General features: G+C 70.2%; 15 protein-coding genes and 1 pseudogene. 7 read left to right on the top strand and 9 right to left on the bottom strand.

The window, feature by feature from the left end:
• Positions 1-206: 206 nt before the first annotated feature.
• Together IO39_RS16595 and IO39_RS16600 are read left to right on the top strand one after the other, a co-directional pair.
• The gene (locus tag IO39_RS16595) at positions 207-728 is read left to right on the top strand and encodes a carboxymuconolactone decarboxylase family protein (RefSeq protein ID WP_245642003.1); all 522 of its coding nucleotides are present in this window, start codon (positions 207-209) and stop codon (positions 726-728) included.
• Between the two features lie 14 nt (positions 729-742).
• Positions 743-1,513, top strand: coding sequence for an SDR family oxidoreductase (locus IO39_RS16600; RefSeq protein WP_043623332.1), 771 nt, complete (start codon positions 743-745; stop codon positions 1,511-1,513).
• A gap of 163 nt (positions 1,514-1,676) precedes the next feature.
• Here IO39_RS16600 and IO39_RS16605 read toward each other — a convergent pair whose 3' ends face one another.
• Positions 1,677-2,231 (bottom strand): GNAT family N-acetyltransferase, encoded by a 555-nt coding sequence (locus tag IO39_RS16605; RefSeq protein WP_043622985.1) that lies wholly within the window; start codon positions 2,229-2,231, stop codon positions 1,677-1,679.
• A gap of 62 nt (positions 2,232-2,293) precedes the next feature.
• A pseudogene (locus IO39_RS56750) lies at positions 2,294-2,578 on the bottom strand (hypothetical protein); the annotation flags it as partial.
• 111 nt (positions 2,579-2,689) lie between these two features.
• Between IO39_RS56750 and IO39_RS16615 the strand changes: the two are divergent.
• Positions 2,690-3,316, top strand: a complete 627-nt coding sequence (locus tag IO39_RS16615; RefSeq protein WP_043623335.1) for a ClpP family protease — start codon at positions 2,690-2,692, stop codon at positions 3,314-3,316.
• A complete protein-coding gene (locus IO39_RS16620; RefSeq protein ID WP_043622992.1) occupies positions 3,313-3,903 on the top strand; it encodes a ClpP family protease in 591 nt (196 codons plus the stop codon). Before IO39_RS16615 ends, IO39_RS16620 begins: the two co-directional genes overlap by 4 nt.
• A 27-nt stretch (positions 3,904-3,930) precedes the next feature.
• Here the strand turns inward: IO39_RS16620 and IO39_RS16625 are convergent, their stop codons facing one another.
• Together IO39_RS16625 and IO39_RS16630 are read right to left on the bottom strand one after the other, a co-directional pair.
• Positions 3,931-4,272 carry a helix-turn-helix domain-containing protein gene (locus tag IO39_RS16625; protein WP_245642005.1) on the bottom strand — a complete coding sequence of 114 codons (342 nt, stop codon included), beginning with the start codon at positions 4,270-4,272 and terminating at the stop codon, positions 3,931-3,933.
• Between the two features lie 497 nt (positions 4,273-4,769).
• A complete protein-coding gene (locus tag IO39_RS16630; protein ID WP_052422980.1) occupies positions 4,770-5,828 on the bottom strand; it encodes a hypothetical protein in 1,059 nt (352 codons plus the stop codon).
• Between the two features lie 113 nt (positions 5,829-5,941).
• Here IO39_RS16630 and IO39_RS54470 point away from each other — a divergent pair, with 113 nt between their 5' ends.
• Entirely contained in the window at positions 5,942-6,097 is a 156-nt protein-coding gene (locus IO39_RS54470; RefSeq protein WP_157548439.1) for an MmyB family transcriptional regulator, read from the top strand.
• Between the two features lie 253 nt (positions 6,098-6,350).
• On the opposite strand, the gene IO39_RS16640 is transcribed toward IO39_RS54470, so the two are convergent.
• The 5 genes from IO39_RS16640 to IO39_RS16660 form a co-directional block, all read right to left on the bottom strand.
• Positions 6,351-6,989 (bottom strand): DUF6596 domain-containing protein, encoded by a 639-nt coding sequence (locus tag IO39_RS16640; protein ID WP_342671422.1) that lies wholly within the window; start codon positions 6,987-6,989, stop codon positions 6,351-6,353.
• A 155-nt stretch (positions 6,990-7,144) separates the two neighbouring features.
• Positions 7,145-7,765, bottom strand: coding sequence for a response regulator (locus IO39_RS16645; protein ID WP_043622997.1), 621 nt, complete (start codon positions 7,763-7,765; stop codon positions 7,145-7,147).
• Positions 7,762-9,036, bottom strand: coding sequence for a sensor histidine kinase (locus IO39_RS16650; protein WP_245642007.1), 1,275 nt, complete (start codon positions 9,034-9,036; stop codon positions 7,762-7,764). The genes IO39_RS16645 and IO39_RS16650 overlap by 4 nt, the downstream gene beginning before the upstream one ends.
• A gap of 75 nt (positions 9,037-9,111) precedes the next feature.
• A complete protein-coding gene (locus tag IO39_RS16655) occupies positions 9,112-9,876 on the bottom strand; it encodes an ABC transporter permease (RefSeq protein ID WP_043622999.1) in 765 nt (254 codons plus the stop codon).
• The gene (locus IO39_RS16660; protein WP_043623002.1) at positions 9,873-10,811 is read right to left on the bottom strand and encodes an ABC transporter ATP-binding protein; all 939 of its coding nucleotides are present in this window, start codon (positions 10,809-10,811) and stop codon (positions 9,873-9,875) included. The genes IO39_RS16655 and IO39_RS16660 overlap by 4 nt, the downstream gene beginning before the upstream one ends.
• Positions 10,812-11,012: 201 nt before the next feature.
• Here IO39_RS16660 and IO39_RS16665 point away from each other — a divergent pair, with 201 nt between their 5' ends.
• Together IO39_RS16665 and IO39_RS54480 are read left to right on the top strand one after the other, a co-directional pair.
• Entirely contained in the window at positions 11,013-11,351 is a 339-nt protein-coding gene (locus IO39_RS16665; protein ID WP_157548448.1) for a hypothetical protein, read from the top strand.
• Between the two features lie 333 nt (positions 11,352-11,684).
• Positions 11,685-13,679, top strand: coding sequence for an SGNH/GDSL hydrolase family protein (locus IO39_RS54480; RefSeq protein WP_043623008.1), 1,995 nt, complete (start codon positions 11,685-11,687; stop codon positions 13,677-13,679).
• Positions 13,680-13,702 lie beyond the last annotated feature (23 nt).

Consider the following 13,702-nt stretch of genomic DNA (forward strand, 5'->3'; position numbering starts at 1 on the left):
TCTTCACCGGGCCTGGGACATCGTGGCGGCCGCCCGTTCGTGCTCGGCACTGCCGCACCCACAAGACGTCGATCCCCGCCGCTGTGTAACACCCACGGCGGGTGGCCCATGTCACATGGCCGCGCTGTTACGGCAACCGGGGCGCCGGCGTCTCGTGGTCGTCAGAACGCTGTGCGACCGATCCGTACGGCACCACGACGCACTGAGTGAGAAGGGAAGTCTTCCCCATGTCCACGCCCACCACGACCGAGCAGCAGCGCTCGCGTATGCCCAACCCCCTCCCCTTCCTCCCCGAGATGGCGGAGGTCGGCGAAGGTCTGCACAAGGCCCTCCAGAACGGCGTCATCCCCCCGACGACCATCAGCCTGCTGCAGCTGCGCGCCGGGCAGCTCCTCGGCAGCACGTACTTCACCATCCGGGAAACCGGCACCCTCCGCAGGCTCGGGGAATCGGAGGAACGCATCACCGCCGTGGCCACCTGGCGCGACGCCACCTACTTCACCGACGCCGAACGGGTGGCGCTGGAGCTCGTCGAGGCGGTCCTCACCCCGAACCCGTCGGGGGAACGCGTCCCCGACGAGCTGTACGCCAGGGCGTCCGCGCACTACGACGACAAGGCGATGTGGTCGCTCATCATGGCCATCGCCCACATCGGCTTCTTCACCCCCGCCGCGCTCATCGCCAAGCCGATCCCCGGCATGCCCCCCGGCCGGAACTACAACAAGTGAAGAAGGCGAGCAGCATGAGCAGCACCACGTTCGCGGTGGCGGGAGCGACCGGACGGCTGGGCCGCCACGTCGTCGACGTCCTCACCGAGAGGGGACAGCAGGTCGTGCCGATGTCCCGCGCCACCGGCGTGGACATCACCACCGGTGAGGGCCTCGCCGAGGCCCTCACCGGGGCCGAGGCCATCATCGACGTCGCTTCGTGGCACGCCTCCGACCAGGACGCCGCGACGGACTTCTTCCGCGCCTCCGCCCGCAACCTGCACGAGTACGGCCGCAAGGCGGGGGTCGCCCGGATCACCATGGCGTCCATCATCGGCGCCGATCAGGCCACCGCCGGTTTCCTCGCCGCCAAGAAGGCGCACGAGGAGCTCCTCCTGCCCGGCCCGCTCCCGGTCCGCATCCTGCGGGCGGCGCAGTTCCACGAGTTCGTCGGCCAGCTCCTGGACTGGCGGCAGGGTGACGTCGCCTACCTCCCGGCCCTGCCCACCCAGCTCGTCGCCTGCCGCACCGTGGCCGAGGAACTGGTCGACCTGGCCACCAGCCCCACCGCCCCCACCGCCCCCACCGCTCCCGGTGCGCCGATCCCCGAGATCGCCGGACCCCGCAAGGAGATCATGGCCGAGGCGGGCCGGCTCCTCGGCGCCCGCCGGGGCATCAAGGTCGTCGCCGTCGACGGCTCCGGCATGCCCGATGCCGAGCTCGCCGCCAATGGCGCCTTCCTGCCCGGTCCGCACGCCAAGCTCGCCGGACCCACCTTCCAGGAGTGGCTCGACACCCAGCCCTGAGCCGCCCGGGCCCTTGTTCCCGGAGCAGCGCCAGGCACTCGCCCGCCGGGATGGCGGTCGTCGCCAGCGTGGTGGTGGCCAGGGCCGGGCCTTTCACTCGCCAGTGGTGATCATGAGTCTCACCCGGCTCACGCGATCGGGGCCCAGAACTGTGCCGGGCCGGTCAAGGCGTCCATTCGGTTTCGAGGATGGCGTAGATCGCTTCGCTGGCCCAGGCGCCCTTGACGAACTCGCTGTCGATGAGGGTCGCTTCGCGGCGCATGCCGAGCTTCTCCAGGACGCGGGCGGAGGCGGTGTTGCGCGCGTCGAGGCGGCCGACGATGCGGTGCAGGCCGAGGCCGGCGAAGCCGAGGCGGAGCATGGCGCGGGAGGCTTCGGGGGCGTAGCCGTGGCCGTGGTGGTCGGGGTGCAGGATGTAGCCGAGCTCGCCCTGGCGATGTTCCCTGCTGGTCCAGATGAGCAGGCAGTTGCCGATGAGATCGCCGGTGTCGCGCAGCGTGACGGCCAGGTCGAGGACGTCGCCTTCGTCGTGGAGTGCGCTGCGGGTGGTCTTCTTGTCGAGGAAAGCGGCGCTGGTGTCACGGTCGCGCGGCTCCCAGTAGAGGTAGCGAGTGACGTCGGGGCGCGATTCGTAGGCGTTGACGGCGTCGAGATCGCCGGACGTGAAGGGGCGCAGGAGCAGGCGCTCGGTCATGATCGGGTAGTCGGGCGTGAGCACGGGGGAAGTGTAGGTACCGATCATGGACGCAGCAACGCATTTTCGGCGGCGCCCACCCGGGTTCAGCGCAGCGTGGGCAAGCCTCCACCGCCGGCGCATCCGACCTCGACCGTGACGCCGGGAAGTCCCCTGGCCCTGCGGCCGGCGGTCTCGCCGAGCCGGGCGGCCGTCGCCGGCGCACGGCCCAGGCGGCCCAGGCGGCCCAGGCGGCCCAGGCAGTCCAGGCAGTCCAGGCAGTCCAGGCAGTCCAGGCGGTCCAGGACGATCACGTCATAGCCGTCGGCCAGGGCGTCGAGCGCGGTGTGAGGGACCACGATCTCCGAGGTCACGCCGCAGATGACCGACGTCTTCCGGCCGGTAACGCGTTGTCCCTGCTCAGGAGCTCGCGCTGCTCAGAGCAGATCTGCCCCAGGCAGATCGTGTCGACGCCGGTCCGGATCACCTCACAAGATGGACGCATGAGCGAAGAATCGAAACTTCCGCTGTTCAACACACGAATGAGACGCGAACTCTATGAGCAGCGTGTTCTCGTTCTCGACGGCCCTCTCGACGACGACAATGGCACACTCCTGGCCACTCAGCTGATGGCACTCGCCACGGAGGACGCGTCGTCCGATATCGCCTTGTGGATTCATTCTCCCGGTGGCTCGGTCCCGTCGATGCTTGCGATCCGCGACATCATGCGCCTCATTCCCTGTGACGTATCGACCCTCGTCCTGGGTATCGCTTACAGCGCCGGGCAGTTCTTGCTGTCGTCGGGGGCGCGTGGGAAGCGCCGCGCTCTGCCGCACTCACGCGTCCTGATGCACCAGGGTTCGGCGGGAATCGGCGGCACCGCGGTCGACATCGAACTGCAGGCCGGCGACCTTCGGCATACGCGCGACACGGTGCTCGGTCTGATTGCCGAGGACACCGGCCAGCCTGTCGAGCGCATATTCGAGGATTCTCTGCACGATCGCTGGTACACCGCACAGGAAGCACTGGACTACGGCTTCATCGACGCCATCGTGCAGAACTTCGACGAAATCGCACCGCAAAACCGCCCACGGCTCGGATTCGGCGTCACCCAAGGAGTCGGCCAGTGACCACATATACGATCCCGAACGTCATCGCCTCGAATCCTCGTGGCGAGCGGATCATGGATGTCTATTCGCACCTGCTCACCGAGCGGATCGTCTACCTGGGCACCGCGATCGACGCGGGCGTCGCGAACGCCCTCATCGCGCAGCTGATTTTCCTGGAATCGGACAATCCCGAGGCGGAGATCCAGTTCTATATCAACTGCGAGGGCGGAGACCCGAGCGCGATGCTCGCGATCTACGACACCATGCGCCATATCCGCCCGCGGGTCTCGACGACCTGTGTGGGACAGGCCGTCGCGGTGGGTGCCGTGCTTCTCGCCGCGGGCGCCGAAGGCAAACGTGCCGCTCTCCCGCACGCACGGATCATCCTGCACCAGCCGGCAGCCCAGGGGCGAGGAGCGATCCCCGATCTCATCCTGCAGGCCGACGAGGTCGTACGCGTCCGGGCGGACATCGAGCGCATACTCTCACGGCACACCGGCCAGACGGTCGAGACCCTGCGCGCCGACACCGATCACGACCGCGTGTTCACCGCTCCCGCGGCCTTGGAGTACGGGCTCATCGATCAGATCATCGAGGAGCGTTCATAGGCCCGTGAACAACCCCGGCAAGCCGCGCTACGCGGCCAGAGCATAGGCCGCCGAGCAGGTGGCGCCTCTCGACGCGCCCTGCTGAGCAGGCCGCAAACTCTCGGCAACGGCAAGGGTCAGATCGACCAGGGTCACGTCCAGCGCCCCGGCGACCGCGGCGATCATTTCGCTCGACGGCTCCTTGACGCCTCGTTCGATCTCGGAGAGATATTGCGGCGAGACTCCGGCGCGGCTTGCCGTCTCGCTCAGCTTCTCGCCCCGCTCATGGCGAAGCCCTCTCAAGCACTCACCGAGCGCCTGCCGCCACAGCGGCTCGCGAGCCGGAGACGGCTCGGGGACGGTCCGATTGATCGCTGGACGCGACGGCATGGATGAGGCCATACCTCACCATAGGTCGATGGCGCGTTCGCGTTCCGCCGGCTTCGCGCAGAGCAGAACCATCTCCGCCTACCTTGCCCGGCCTCAGGCCATTCGCGCTCACCGAGCGGTCGTCGCGGCGGCGACCGCTCGGTGCAGCCGAAGCCCAGCCACGTGAGCACCGCTTGCGCAGCATGGCCTGAAGAGAGGTGATGTGGTGTCAGAGGGGGTGGACGAGGTGCCGTGGGGGCGGCTCGGGTACTGGCCTGAAGGCTCGGTCACGGTGCCCGTGAGGTCCCCTCATTGCTGGAAATGCGGTGCGACAAATTGTTCCCCGCTCACAAGCAGGAATTTCGGCTACGCAACCTCGCGTGCCATCGTTGAACCGGTCCGGGTTTCATGGAGCCTCCATAAACCCGGCGCGGTTCAGCTCCTACCCCCGTCACCTTGCCCGTATGCCTTGGGAAACCGGCTTGGGCGACGCCTGGCGCGCTCCGGCACCGAAACGGTCAGCCTGCAACGTGCGCGCGGATCCCGGCCTTGCGCCATATCTTCAGCAGCCGCCTGGCCGAGCCGCCCACCGGGCCCACCGCCTCGTAGAGGACCTCGCGCGAGACGGGCCCGGCCGTCTCCACGGCGTTCACCGCCTCGTCGGCGGTGGTGATCGTGCGTGCGCAGACGCTCAGCAGGTAGCCGGGGATCTGCAGCGCCGGGTCGGTGCAGCCCACCAGCGGCACGCCCACCGCCGCCACCACGGGGAAGACGGTCCCGGGGATGCCGATGGCGACCTCGGCCCGCGCCGCCGCCTGAACCGACGGAACCGTGCTGATCTCGTACCTCTCCCACAACGAGCGGTCCTCGCGCGGGTGCAGGCCGACCAGGATGTGCCGGCCGGCCGCCGCGAGCCGCTCGGCCGCGGCCAGCAGCAGTTCGGTGCCGGGGGCCGAGCCGCCGGTCTGGCCGGACCTGGTGACGCTGGTGAGCACGAGGACGGTGCCCGCCTCCGGCCGGTGCCTGGGCAGGGCGTCGGTCTGCGGGGTGCCCACGACCGAGATCGCGCGGCGGGTGCCCAGGTAGTCGTCGAACACCTCGGCCTCGGCCGGCGACGACGCGGTGATCGCCCGCAGCCGGTCGCGGAACTCCCCGGCCCGCGGCGCCTCCCGCGGCAGCTGGTAGGCCAGCGAGGAGGCGACGAGCGGCAACCGGCGCAAGCGTGCGGCGCAGTCGGCGGGCCAGTCGCCGGCCCCGGTCACCACGAGCAGGTCGGCCCGGGAGACCTCGTCGGGCGTCGCGACGGGGACCGGGTCGCCCGGCTTGATCTGGGACCGGTCGGGAACCAGGTGCACGATCTCCCACCCTTGCCGACGTGCCTGCGGCAGCAGCGGCGCGGTGTGGTACGTGCCCCACGGCTCGTTCGTCGCGATCAGGACGCGCGGCCGGATCCCTTCCGGCCGGCTCGCCGCCTGGGCGGAAGTGCCGCCCAGGACGGTGATCCCTGCTCCTGACAGGAAGCCGGTGAGGAGGGATCTGCGCGACAGAAGGGCGGAAGATGCGTCATTGATTGCCATGGATTGGTAACTTATGTGGCATTTGTGAACATTGGGGGACGTGCAGGCGAATCCCGGCCCGATTAACCGGCAGGAAGTCTCTCCGGCCCCGCCGGAGTACTTGCTTTGTGCGGATGATGCTCGACATGCCCGGCCAGGCGCCCGCGCTGCTGATGACCGGGGTGCTGGACATCCTGGCGCTCAACCGCATGGGGGCGGCGCTCCTGGCCGACTTCGGGAGCTGCCCCGCGCCGAGCGCAACGAGCGAGCGCCACGGTCTGGGTCAGTGACCAGGCCCTTCTTTCGCGCTCACAAATCGATCACCCCGTCGATCCGCTCGCGAACCTTCGGCCCCGCCTCGCCATGGGGGCGACCCGGCTGGTGCCGGACCAGGAGTGGCCGGTCCTCACGGCACGATGGTCCGGCCCTGCATGGTGCCCTCGATCGCCTTGACGTACGCCTGGGCCACCTCGGCGGCCGGGGTGCCGTCGGAACCGTCCATTCCCAGCTGTTCCAGCGTCTCGCGGAGCCAGCCCGGGCTGATCACGTTGATGCGCAGCCCGCGCGGCAGCTCGGCGGCGGCGTTGCGGACGAAGCCCTCCAGGCCGGCGTTGTGCCCGCCAGCTCGATGGCCCTGTCGTACGCCGCCCCGGCTTCCCGGCCCCGGCCCAGCTGGCGCAGCAGGTCGGCGCGGGTCCCGTGGTAGGCGTGGTAGGCATGATAGCCGGCCAGGTCACCGTCAAGACGGTCGACGATCGCCAGCGCCACCTCCGGGCCGTCGAGCTCGGCGACCGCGACGGCCCGGTTGAGTGCGACGATCGGCGAGGGGGCGAGGCGGACGAGCTGGTCGTAGAGGGCGACGACCTGCGGCCAGTCGGTGTCGCGTACGTGCCGGGCGGAGGTGTGCACGGCGTTGATCGCCGCGAGGATCTGGTAGCGGCCCGGTGGCGTCCCGGTGGCCGGGCGCTCGCGCACCAGCCGATGCCCCTCGGCGATCAGCGCCGCGTCCCAGGCCGCGCGGTCCTGCTCGTCCAGGGCGACCAGCTCGCCGCCCGCCGAGACCCGGGCGCCGCGGCGGGCCTCGGTGAGGAGCATCAGCGCCGGCAGCCCGGCCACCTCACCGTCCTCCGGCATGAGGGCGCGCAGCAGGCGGCCACTCCTCCCCCGCCGCGGGCGAGCGATCCGGCGGCGACGATGGCCCGCCGGCGAACGTTCGTGACAGTCGTCAGCTTCATGATCGTCGCCCTTCTCGCCGCTTCGTTGAGGGCGCCCCTCGCGGGCGGCCTCCCACCTCTTCTACGAGCGTCCCCGTCCCGATCGGACAGCCGGAGAGGAACCTACGTGAGCAGGCGGCGGCGGTAGCCCTCGGCCACCGCTGACGCTCGGTCACGAACGCCGAGTTTGTCGTAGATGTGTTGCAGATGGGTCTTGATGCTCGCTTCGCCGATGAACAACGCCGCGGCGGCCTCCCGGTTGGAACTCCCGTTCGCGACCAGTTGCAGCACCTGCTTCTCCCGGTCGGTGAGTGTGCCGGCGCCGGGCCTGCGGACCTGCCCCATGAGGTGCCGCGTCACCGACGGCGCGAGCACCGGCTCGCCCCGCGCGGCCGCGCGGACGGCTCGCATCAGCTCGTCGGGCAGGGCGTCCTTCAGGAGGTATCCGATCGCACCCGCCTCGATCGCCGGCAGTACGTCGCTCTCGCTGTCGAAGGTGGTCAGGACCAGCACCCGGGCGCCCGGGGCCCGCTCGCGCAGGGCCGCGGTCGCGGTGACACCGTCCATCCCGGGCATCCGGAGGTCCATGAGCACGACGTCCGCCGCCAGCGCCGTCGCGCGTTCGACGCCCTCGGCGCCGTCACCGGCCTCACCGACCACGACGATGTCCTCGGCGTCGGCGAACATGTCGCGAAGACCGCCCCGGACGATCGGATGGTCGTCGACGATCACCAGCCGGATCATCGGCCGTTCTCCCCTCCGGTTCTCGTGCCCCCGGGGGCGATCGCCGGGACGCGCGCGCTGACGGAGGTGCCTTCACCCGGCGCGCTCTGCACCTCCACGTGACCGCCCACCCCTCTGATGCGCTGGCGCATGCTCGTCAGGCCGAAGCCGGCGCCGGCCCCGTTCGTGAACCCGCGTCCATCATCCCGCACGTCCAGCAGCACCTCGGCGCCCGTGTACGACAGCGTGACGCCGACGCGCGAGGCCCGCGCGTGCTTGGCCACGTTGGTCAGCGACTCCTGCGCGACCCGGAAGAGCGACACCTCGATCGCCGGGCTCAGCGGCTCCCGGGCGCCGGTGACCTCCACCCGCGCGCTGATCCCCTGCTCCTGCGACCAGCGCTCGGTCAGCGTGCGCAGCGCGTCGGGGAGGTGCGCCCGCCCGAGCTCCCGGGGGGCGAGCGCCCGCACGGAGCGCCTGGCCTCGGTCAGGCTGCTGCGCGCGAGCCGGAGTGCCCGCGCGACGTGCTCCTCCGGCTCGCCCCGCACGCTCGCGGACCGCTCCGCCGCCTGGAGCTGCGTGATGATGCCGGCCAGCCCCTGGGCCAGCGTGTCGTGGATCTCGCGGGCCAGTCGCTGCCGCTCGTCCTGCGCCCCGGATTCGCGGGCCTGGGCGACCAGTTGCGCGTGGAGCCCGGCGTTCTCGTGCAGTGCCGCCTCAAGCCGCTCGACGAGTTCCTCCCGCCTGCGTTCCTCCGGTTCCGTGCGCGCCGTCAGCAGGATGCCCACCCCGATCGCCGCCGTCTGCACGGTGACGATCAGGATGAACTCCGCGAGCACGCCCGGCACCGGGCCGGCCCCGCGCATCGCCGAGCCGTTGAGGACCACGGAGGTGGCCAGGACCCCGAGCACCCCCAACGGCCACGGCCTGAGCAGGTAGGCGTGGAAGAAACCCGCGATGGTGAAGACGAGGAAGATGTCGGAGTACGTCATGAGGATGACGCACAGCACCAGCAGCCCGACGAGGAAGACGCCCGCCGGCACGGGCCGGAGCCTCCTCCTCTTGATGGGCAGCGTGTGACCGAACAGCACCCACAACACCGAGACCGCGACCAGCCCGAGGACGGAGGCGCCCCGGGGCCAGAAGCGTTCGCCGGAGGCCGGGAGCACTCCCGAGAAATAGATCACCGTCGAGATCGTCAGCAGCAGCCACGGCGTGATCAGGTGCAGCAGGTCCCAGACCCGTAGCTGCTCCTGTTTCCAGGCCAGCCGGGAGCGATGGGCGATCTCCACCTCTTCCGCGATGGCGGACCGTTGCGTCCCGGAGCTCGGGCTCTCATCGGCCCCGGCATCCCGCGTCATCGACATCTACTCCCAGCGGAAGAGCTTGGCGGCGACCGCGCTCGCGGCCACCGCGATCCCCGCCATTATCGCAATCTGCAGCCAAAAGGGCTGGCCACCGGCGGTGGCGGTGATCTGGCCCGCTTCGGCGGACCACGCCGAGGTGAGAGCCTGCAGCCCGGGCGGAATGAACTCGCCGGCCTCGCGCAGCACTTCGGGCATGAGGGCCCGGGGCAGGAAGGCTCCGCCGAAGAACATCAGCGCGACGAACAGGAGGGTTCCGAGCTGGTTCGCGGCACTGCTCGTACGGACCACGGCCGCGGAGATCATGCCGATCCCGAGCAGCGCCGCGTAGCCGGCGACGAAGGCGACGGCGAGCTGCAGGGGCCGCTCGGGCGGAGCGATGTCCAGCACCGCCCACGCGAGGAGGATCATGAGTGCCGCCGAGACGACCACGGAGGCGAACGCGACGATCATCTGCGCGAGCAGCACACTCCGCGGATGCGCCGGAGTGGTCGACAGCCTGCGCAGGATGCCGCGCTCCCGATACGTCGCGATCACCGCCGGGATGTGCTGCACGGCGATCATCACCATCCCGAACACCAGCGCGGTCGGCGCCCAGACGTCGATGGACCGCAGCCCGCCGGTTTCCGGCGACGGCTCTCTGAGCGCCGGGATGGAGCCCAGCCCGAGCAGGAGCCCCGTCGGGAACAGCACGCCGAAGACGACGGTGGCGGAGTCCCGGAGGAAGAGTCTCGTCTCGACCTTGACCAGCTTCAGCAGCGCGCTCATCGCTCACCCCGCCGCTCGGAGAGGTTGCGGTACTCCGGGGCGCGTCCCGTGAAGGCCACGAACGCGTCATCGAGGTTGCGCCGGTCGACGCGGAGATCCTCGGCCACGACCTGCGCCCTGGCCAGAGCCCCTGCGACGCTGCTCAACAACTGTCCCCTGCCGGTCACCAGCCAGCGGCCGTCGCTGATCTCGACCCCGGTCACGTCGGGAAGCTCGGTCAGCACCCTCTTGTCCAGCGGCCGGCTCACCCGGAAGCGGACCTGCTGCACCGCGCTCGACCGCGCGATCAGCCCCGCCGGCGTGTCCACCGCGGCGACCCGGCCGCCGTCGATGACCGCGATCCGGTCGCTGAGGCGCTCGGCTTCGTCCATGAAGTGCGTGACCAGGAGGATCGTGACGCCCGTGTCGCGAACCCGCTCGATGAGGCTCCAGGTGTCGCGCCTGGCCTGCGGATCCAGTCCCGTGGTGAGCTCGTCGAGAATCGCGACCCTCGGATTGCCGACCAGAGCGAGCGCGATCGACAGCCGCTGCTTCTGCCCGCCCGAGAGGGCCTTGTACTGCGTGTCGCGCTTGTCGCCGAGATCGAGGAGCTCCATCAGCTCGCGCCAGTCGGCGGGGTCCCGGTAGAAGGAGCCGTGGAGCTCGAGCGCCTCGGCGACCTTGATCGCGTCCGGGAAGCCGCTCTCCTGCAGTTGCACGCCGAGCAGCTCACGCACCTCCGCCCGGTCCCTGACCGGGTCGAATCCCAGCACGGAGATCGAGCCCGAGTCGGGCGTCCGCAGGCCGGCGATGCTCTCGACGGTCGTCGTCTTGCCGGCGCCGTTGGGCCCGATGACGCCGAAGATCTCCCCCTCTTCGACGGTGAAGGAGACGTCGTCGACGGCGACGTGCTCCCCGTAGCGCTTGTGCAGATTTCGTACGTCCAAGGCGGTCATACGGCGAAGGTACGGACGCACCACCCCCCGCCACATCGACCGTGACGTCCGCGGTGAGGTTGATCCGCGCCTCCACCGAACGGTGGATACGCGGCACCCCGCGGGACGCCCGAAGCCCCGGTGGCCCGCCGGCTGACCGTGGTCTTTCGCGGGCGGGGAAAGGAGCTCACGCGGCCGTCGTCGTTCTCGGACACTGGCGGCATGAAACGAAAAGGACACGCGGTGGCCCTGCTCGTCGCGGCGCAGGCGGCCCTGGTCGTCACGGCCCTTCCGGCACCGGCCATGGCCACTCCGGCGACCTGCTCGCCCGGCGTCTCGGGCTCCAGCGACTTCAGCTACACCTGCTCGGGCGGATCGGGCGAGTTCAGGGTGCTGGCCGATTGTGTCGGCATCGTCGGCACCATCTATCCCCGGTACAGGTTCTACACCGCCGAGGGTCCCTGGGTGTCCGCTCCGGGAGTGTCGGCCGCCACGTGCAAGCGCTCCGACGTCATAGGCGGCTCCGTCTACCCGGAAACCGTCCGGTACGAGACCAGGTAACGGCGGGCACGGACCGGTGAGGGGCCGGCTTCGGCGAAGCAGCCCGCGCGGGCTGCCTGAAACGATGACCGACTTGCCACGGCAACCAAGCCGACGGGGCGGAGCGGTGGTAAAGGCCAGGATTCGCTCACGGGGAATGACGCCGCAGCGGGCCGCCCACGCGTCTTGGTGTCGTGAGCCGAGAACGATGACAACCTCCGGTCGCCCTCCCCTGAGGGCAAAAGTCGGGGTGGTCGGGTGGGGAGCACCCGATGTTAGGGAGCGCGCGGGGGCGGAGGATGCCTGCGGTATGACATCCCGTTCGTCCCCTCCGGCGTAAAGGAAACTGCCTCCATGCGACCTCCCCACCGGTTACGGCGCTGGCTCCTGCTCGGGCGGCTGGGCCTTGTCGGGCTCGTGGCCGCCATCGTCGCGACCGTGCTGGCCGGCGGGCCGGCCTCCGCCGGGCCGAACCTGCCCCGGCCGACCACAGGGCCGATCAAGCCGACGCTCAAGCCGGTGCCGAACTTTCCCCCGCCCCCTGTGACTCCGCCGCCGACCACCGAACCGACCACCGAACCGACCACCGAGCCGACGAAGCGCACCTACAAGTGGGCGACGGTCGGCGACAGCTACACCAGCGGCGAGGGCGCCAGCCACGGCAGCGTCTACGTCGGCTATCCCACGGAGTCGTTCAAGCACCAGTCCGGGTACGCCCCCGCCCATCTGGCCTGGGCCTACCTGCAGCAGGGCCGCTATCCGATCGGCTCGTACACGATCCTGCCGCAGGAGATCCGCTCCACCTGGGGCGGCGACGAGATGCACTTCAACGCCTCGTCAGGGGCCGAGACCAAGCACCTCAAGCAGCAGCAATGCGAGAACAAGAGCTGCAGCGTCGTACGCAACCCGCCCCAGCTCGACGGCGTTCCCGCAGACACCGACATCGTCTACTTCGGGCTCGGCGGCAACGACGCCGGCTTCGGGTCGCTGCTGTCGTCCGCGATCGCCTCGCACTACGTCGGCTGGCTGAAGGAGGACATCCACGATCCGTCGATGCCGAACTACCAGGCGCGCGACGTGGAGCTCGAGGTGAAGCGGCTGCTGAAGCGGATCCCGCAGGTGTCGGCGAACGTCGAGCAGGCCCTGGTCGACACGCATGCCAAGGCGGGCAAGGCGGCGATCGTCGTGGCGCTCTATCCGCTGGCTGTCAAGGCGTCCGGCAACGCCGGCATCACCCAGATCACCGGCGCCGCGCTGGACCAGATGTATCCGTTCGCCGCCGCCGTCAACCAGGCGATCAAGGACGCGGTCGCGAACTTCCGCGCCAGGTACCCCTCGGTCAAGCTGCACGTCTTCGACCCGAACACGGCCGGGCCGAACGGCACCAGCGTGGTGGCCGGACATGAGCTCGGTCAGGCGGCGCCGTACTTCAACGGGCTGAAGGTCCGCAAGGAGCTCATCGGCAACACCAAGGTCTTCAAGATCGCCCAGGAGAGCTTCCACCCCAACGAGCCGGGCGCGGTGGCGATCGGCAAGGCGCTGGCGACCTTCATGGCCGGCGCGTTCCCCGACCTGTTCCCGAACGGGCCCGACTTCACCAACGTGCACGCCAACCCGATCGCCGACGCGCAGGACCCGGAGGCGGAGCGGGAATTCGAGGAATGGGCGCTTGCTCACCCCGAGCTGATGTGCGAGGGGGCCGAGATCGACAGCATCTGTCACTACATCCGCCCCAACGGCGAGACCAAGTTCCCGGTGACCATCGTGACCGACCCGATCCCGTTCCCCGCGATTCCGGGGGCGCAGGTGGTCAGCGGTGGCATCGGCGGTGGTGGTGGCTACGGAAGCGGCTACAGCTGGATTCCGGCCACGTACACGTACCCGACCGGGGAGCCGGGCGAGCACGGCGGTTCGAGCACCGTCCCTGGCGGCGGCACCGGCGGTAGTTCGGGTGGCGGCACCGGCGGCGGCACCGGCGGCGGCACCGGCGGCGGCACCGGCGGCGGCACTGGCGGAAGCACCGGTGGCGGTACCGGCGACGGTGGCGGTACCGGCGACGGTGGCGGCTCGGGCGACGGCAGCGGCTCCGGTACCGGGACCGGGACGGGCGGCACCGGCGGGGCCACGAACACGCCCACCGGCGACCCGTGCAAGCCCACCCAGGTGGAGCCTGGCGGCGGTGGTTCCATGCAGGTCTCGACGTCCGTGGTGAGCGGCGGCGGCCTCCGGCTGCCCCTCCAGCTCTTCTGGATCCAGTTCTCCAAGACCAAGTCGCACCCGGACCCCTGCTCGCCCAGCATCCACATCAACGACGACATCACAGAGATCACCAACGAGGAATGGGCGTAGGAACGCCCCGGAGCCGCCGGACG

The organism is Nonomuraea candida, assembly GCF_000725485.1.
Taxonomy (GTDB): domain Bacteria; phylum Actinomycetota; class Actinomycetes; order Streptosporangiales; family Streptosporangiaceae; genus Nonomuraea; species Nonomuraea candida.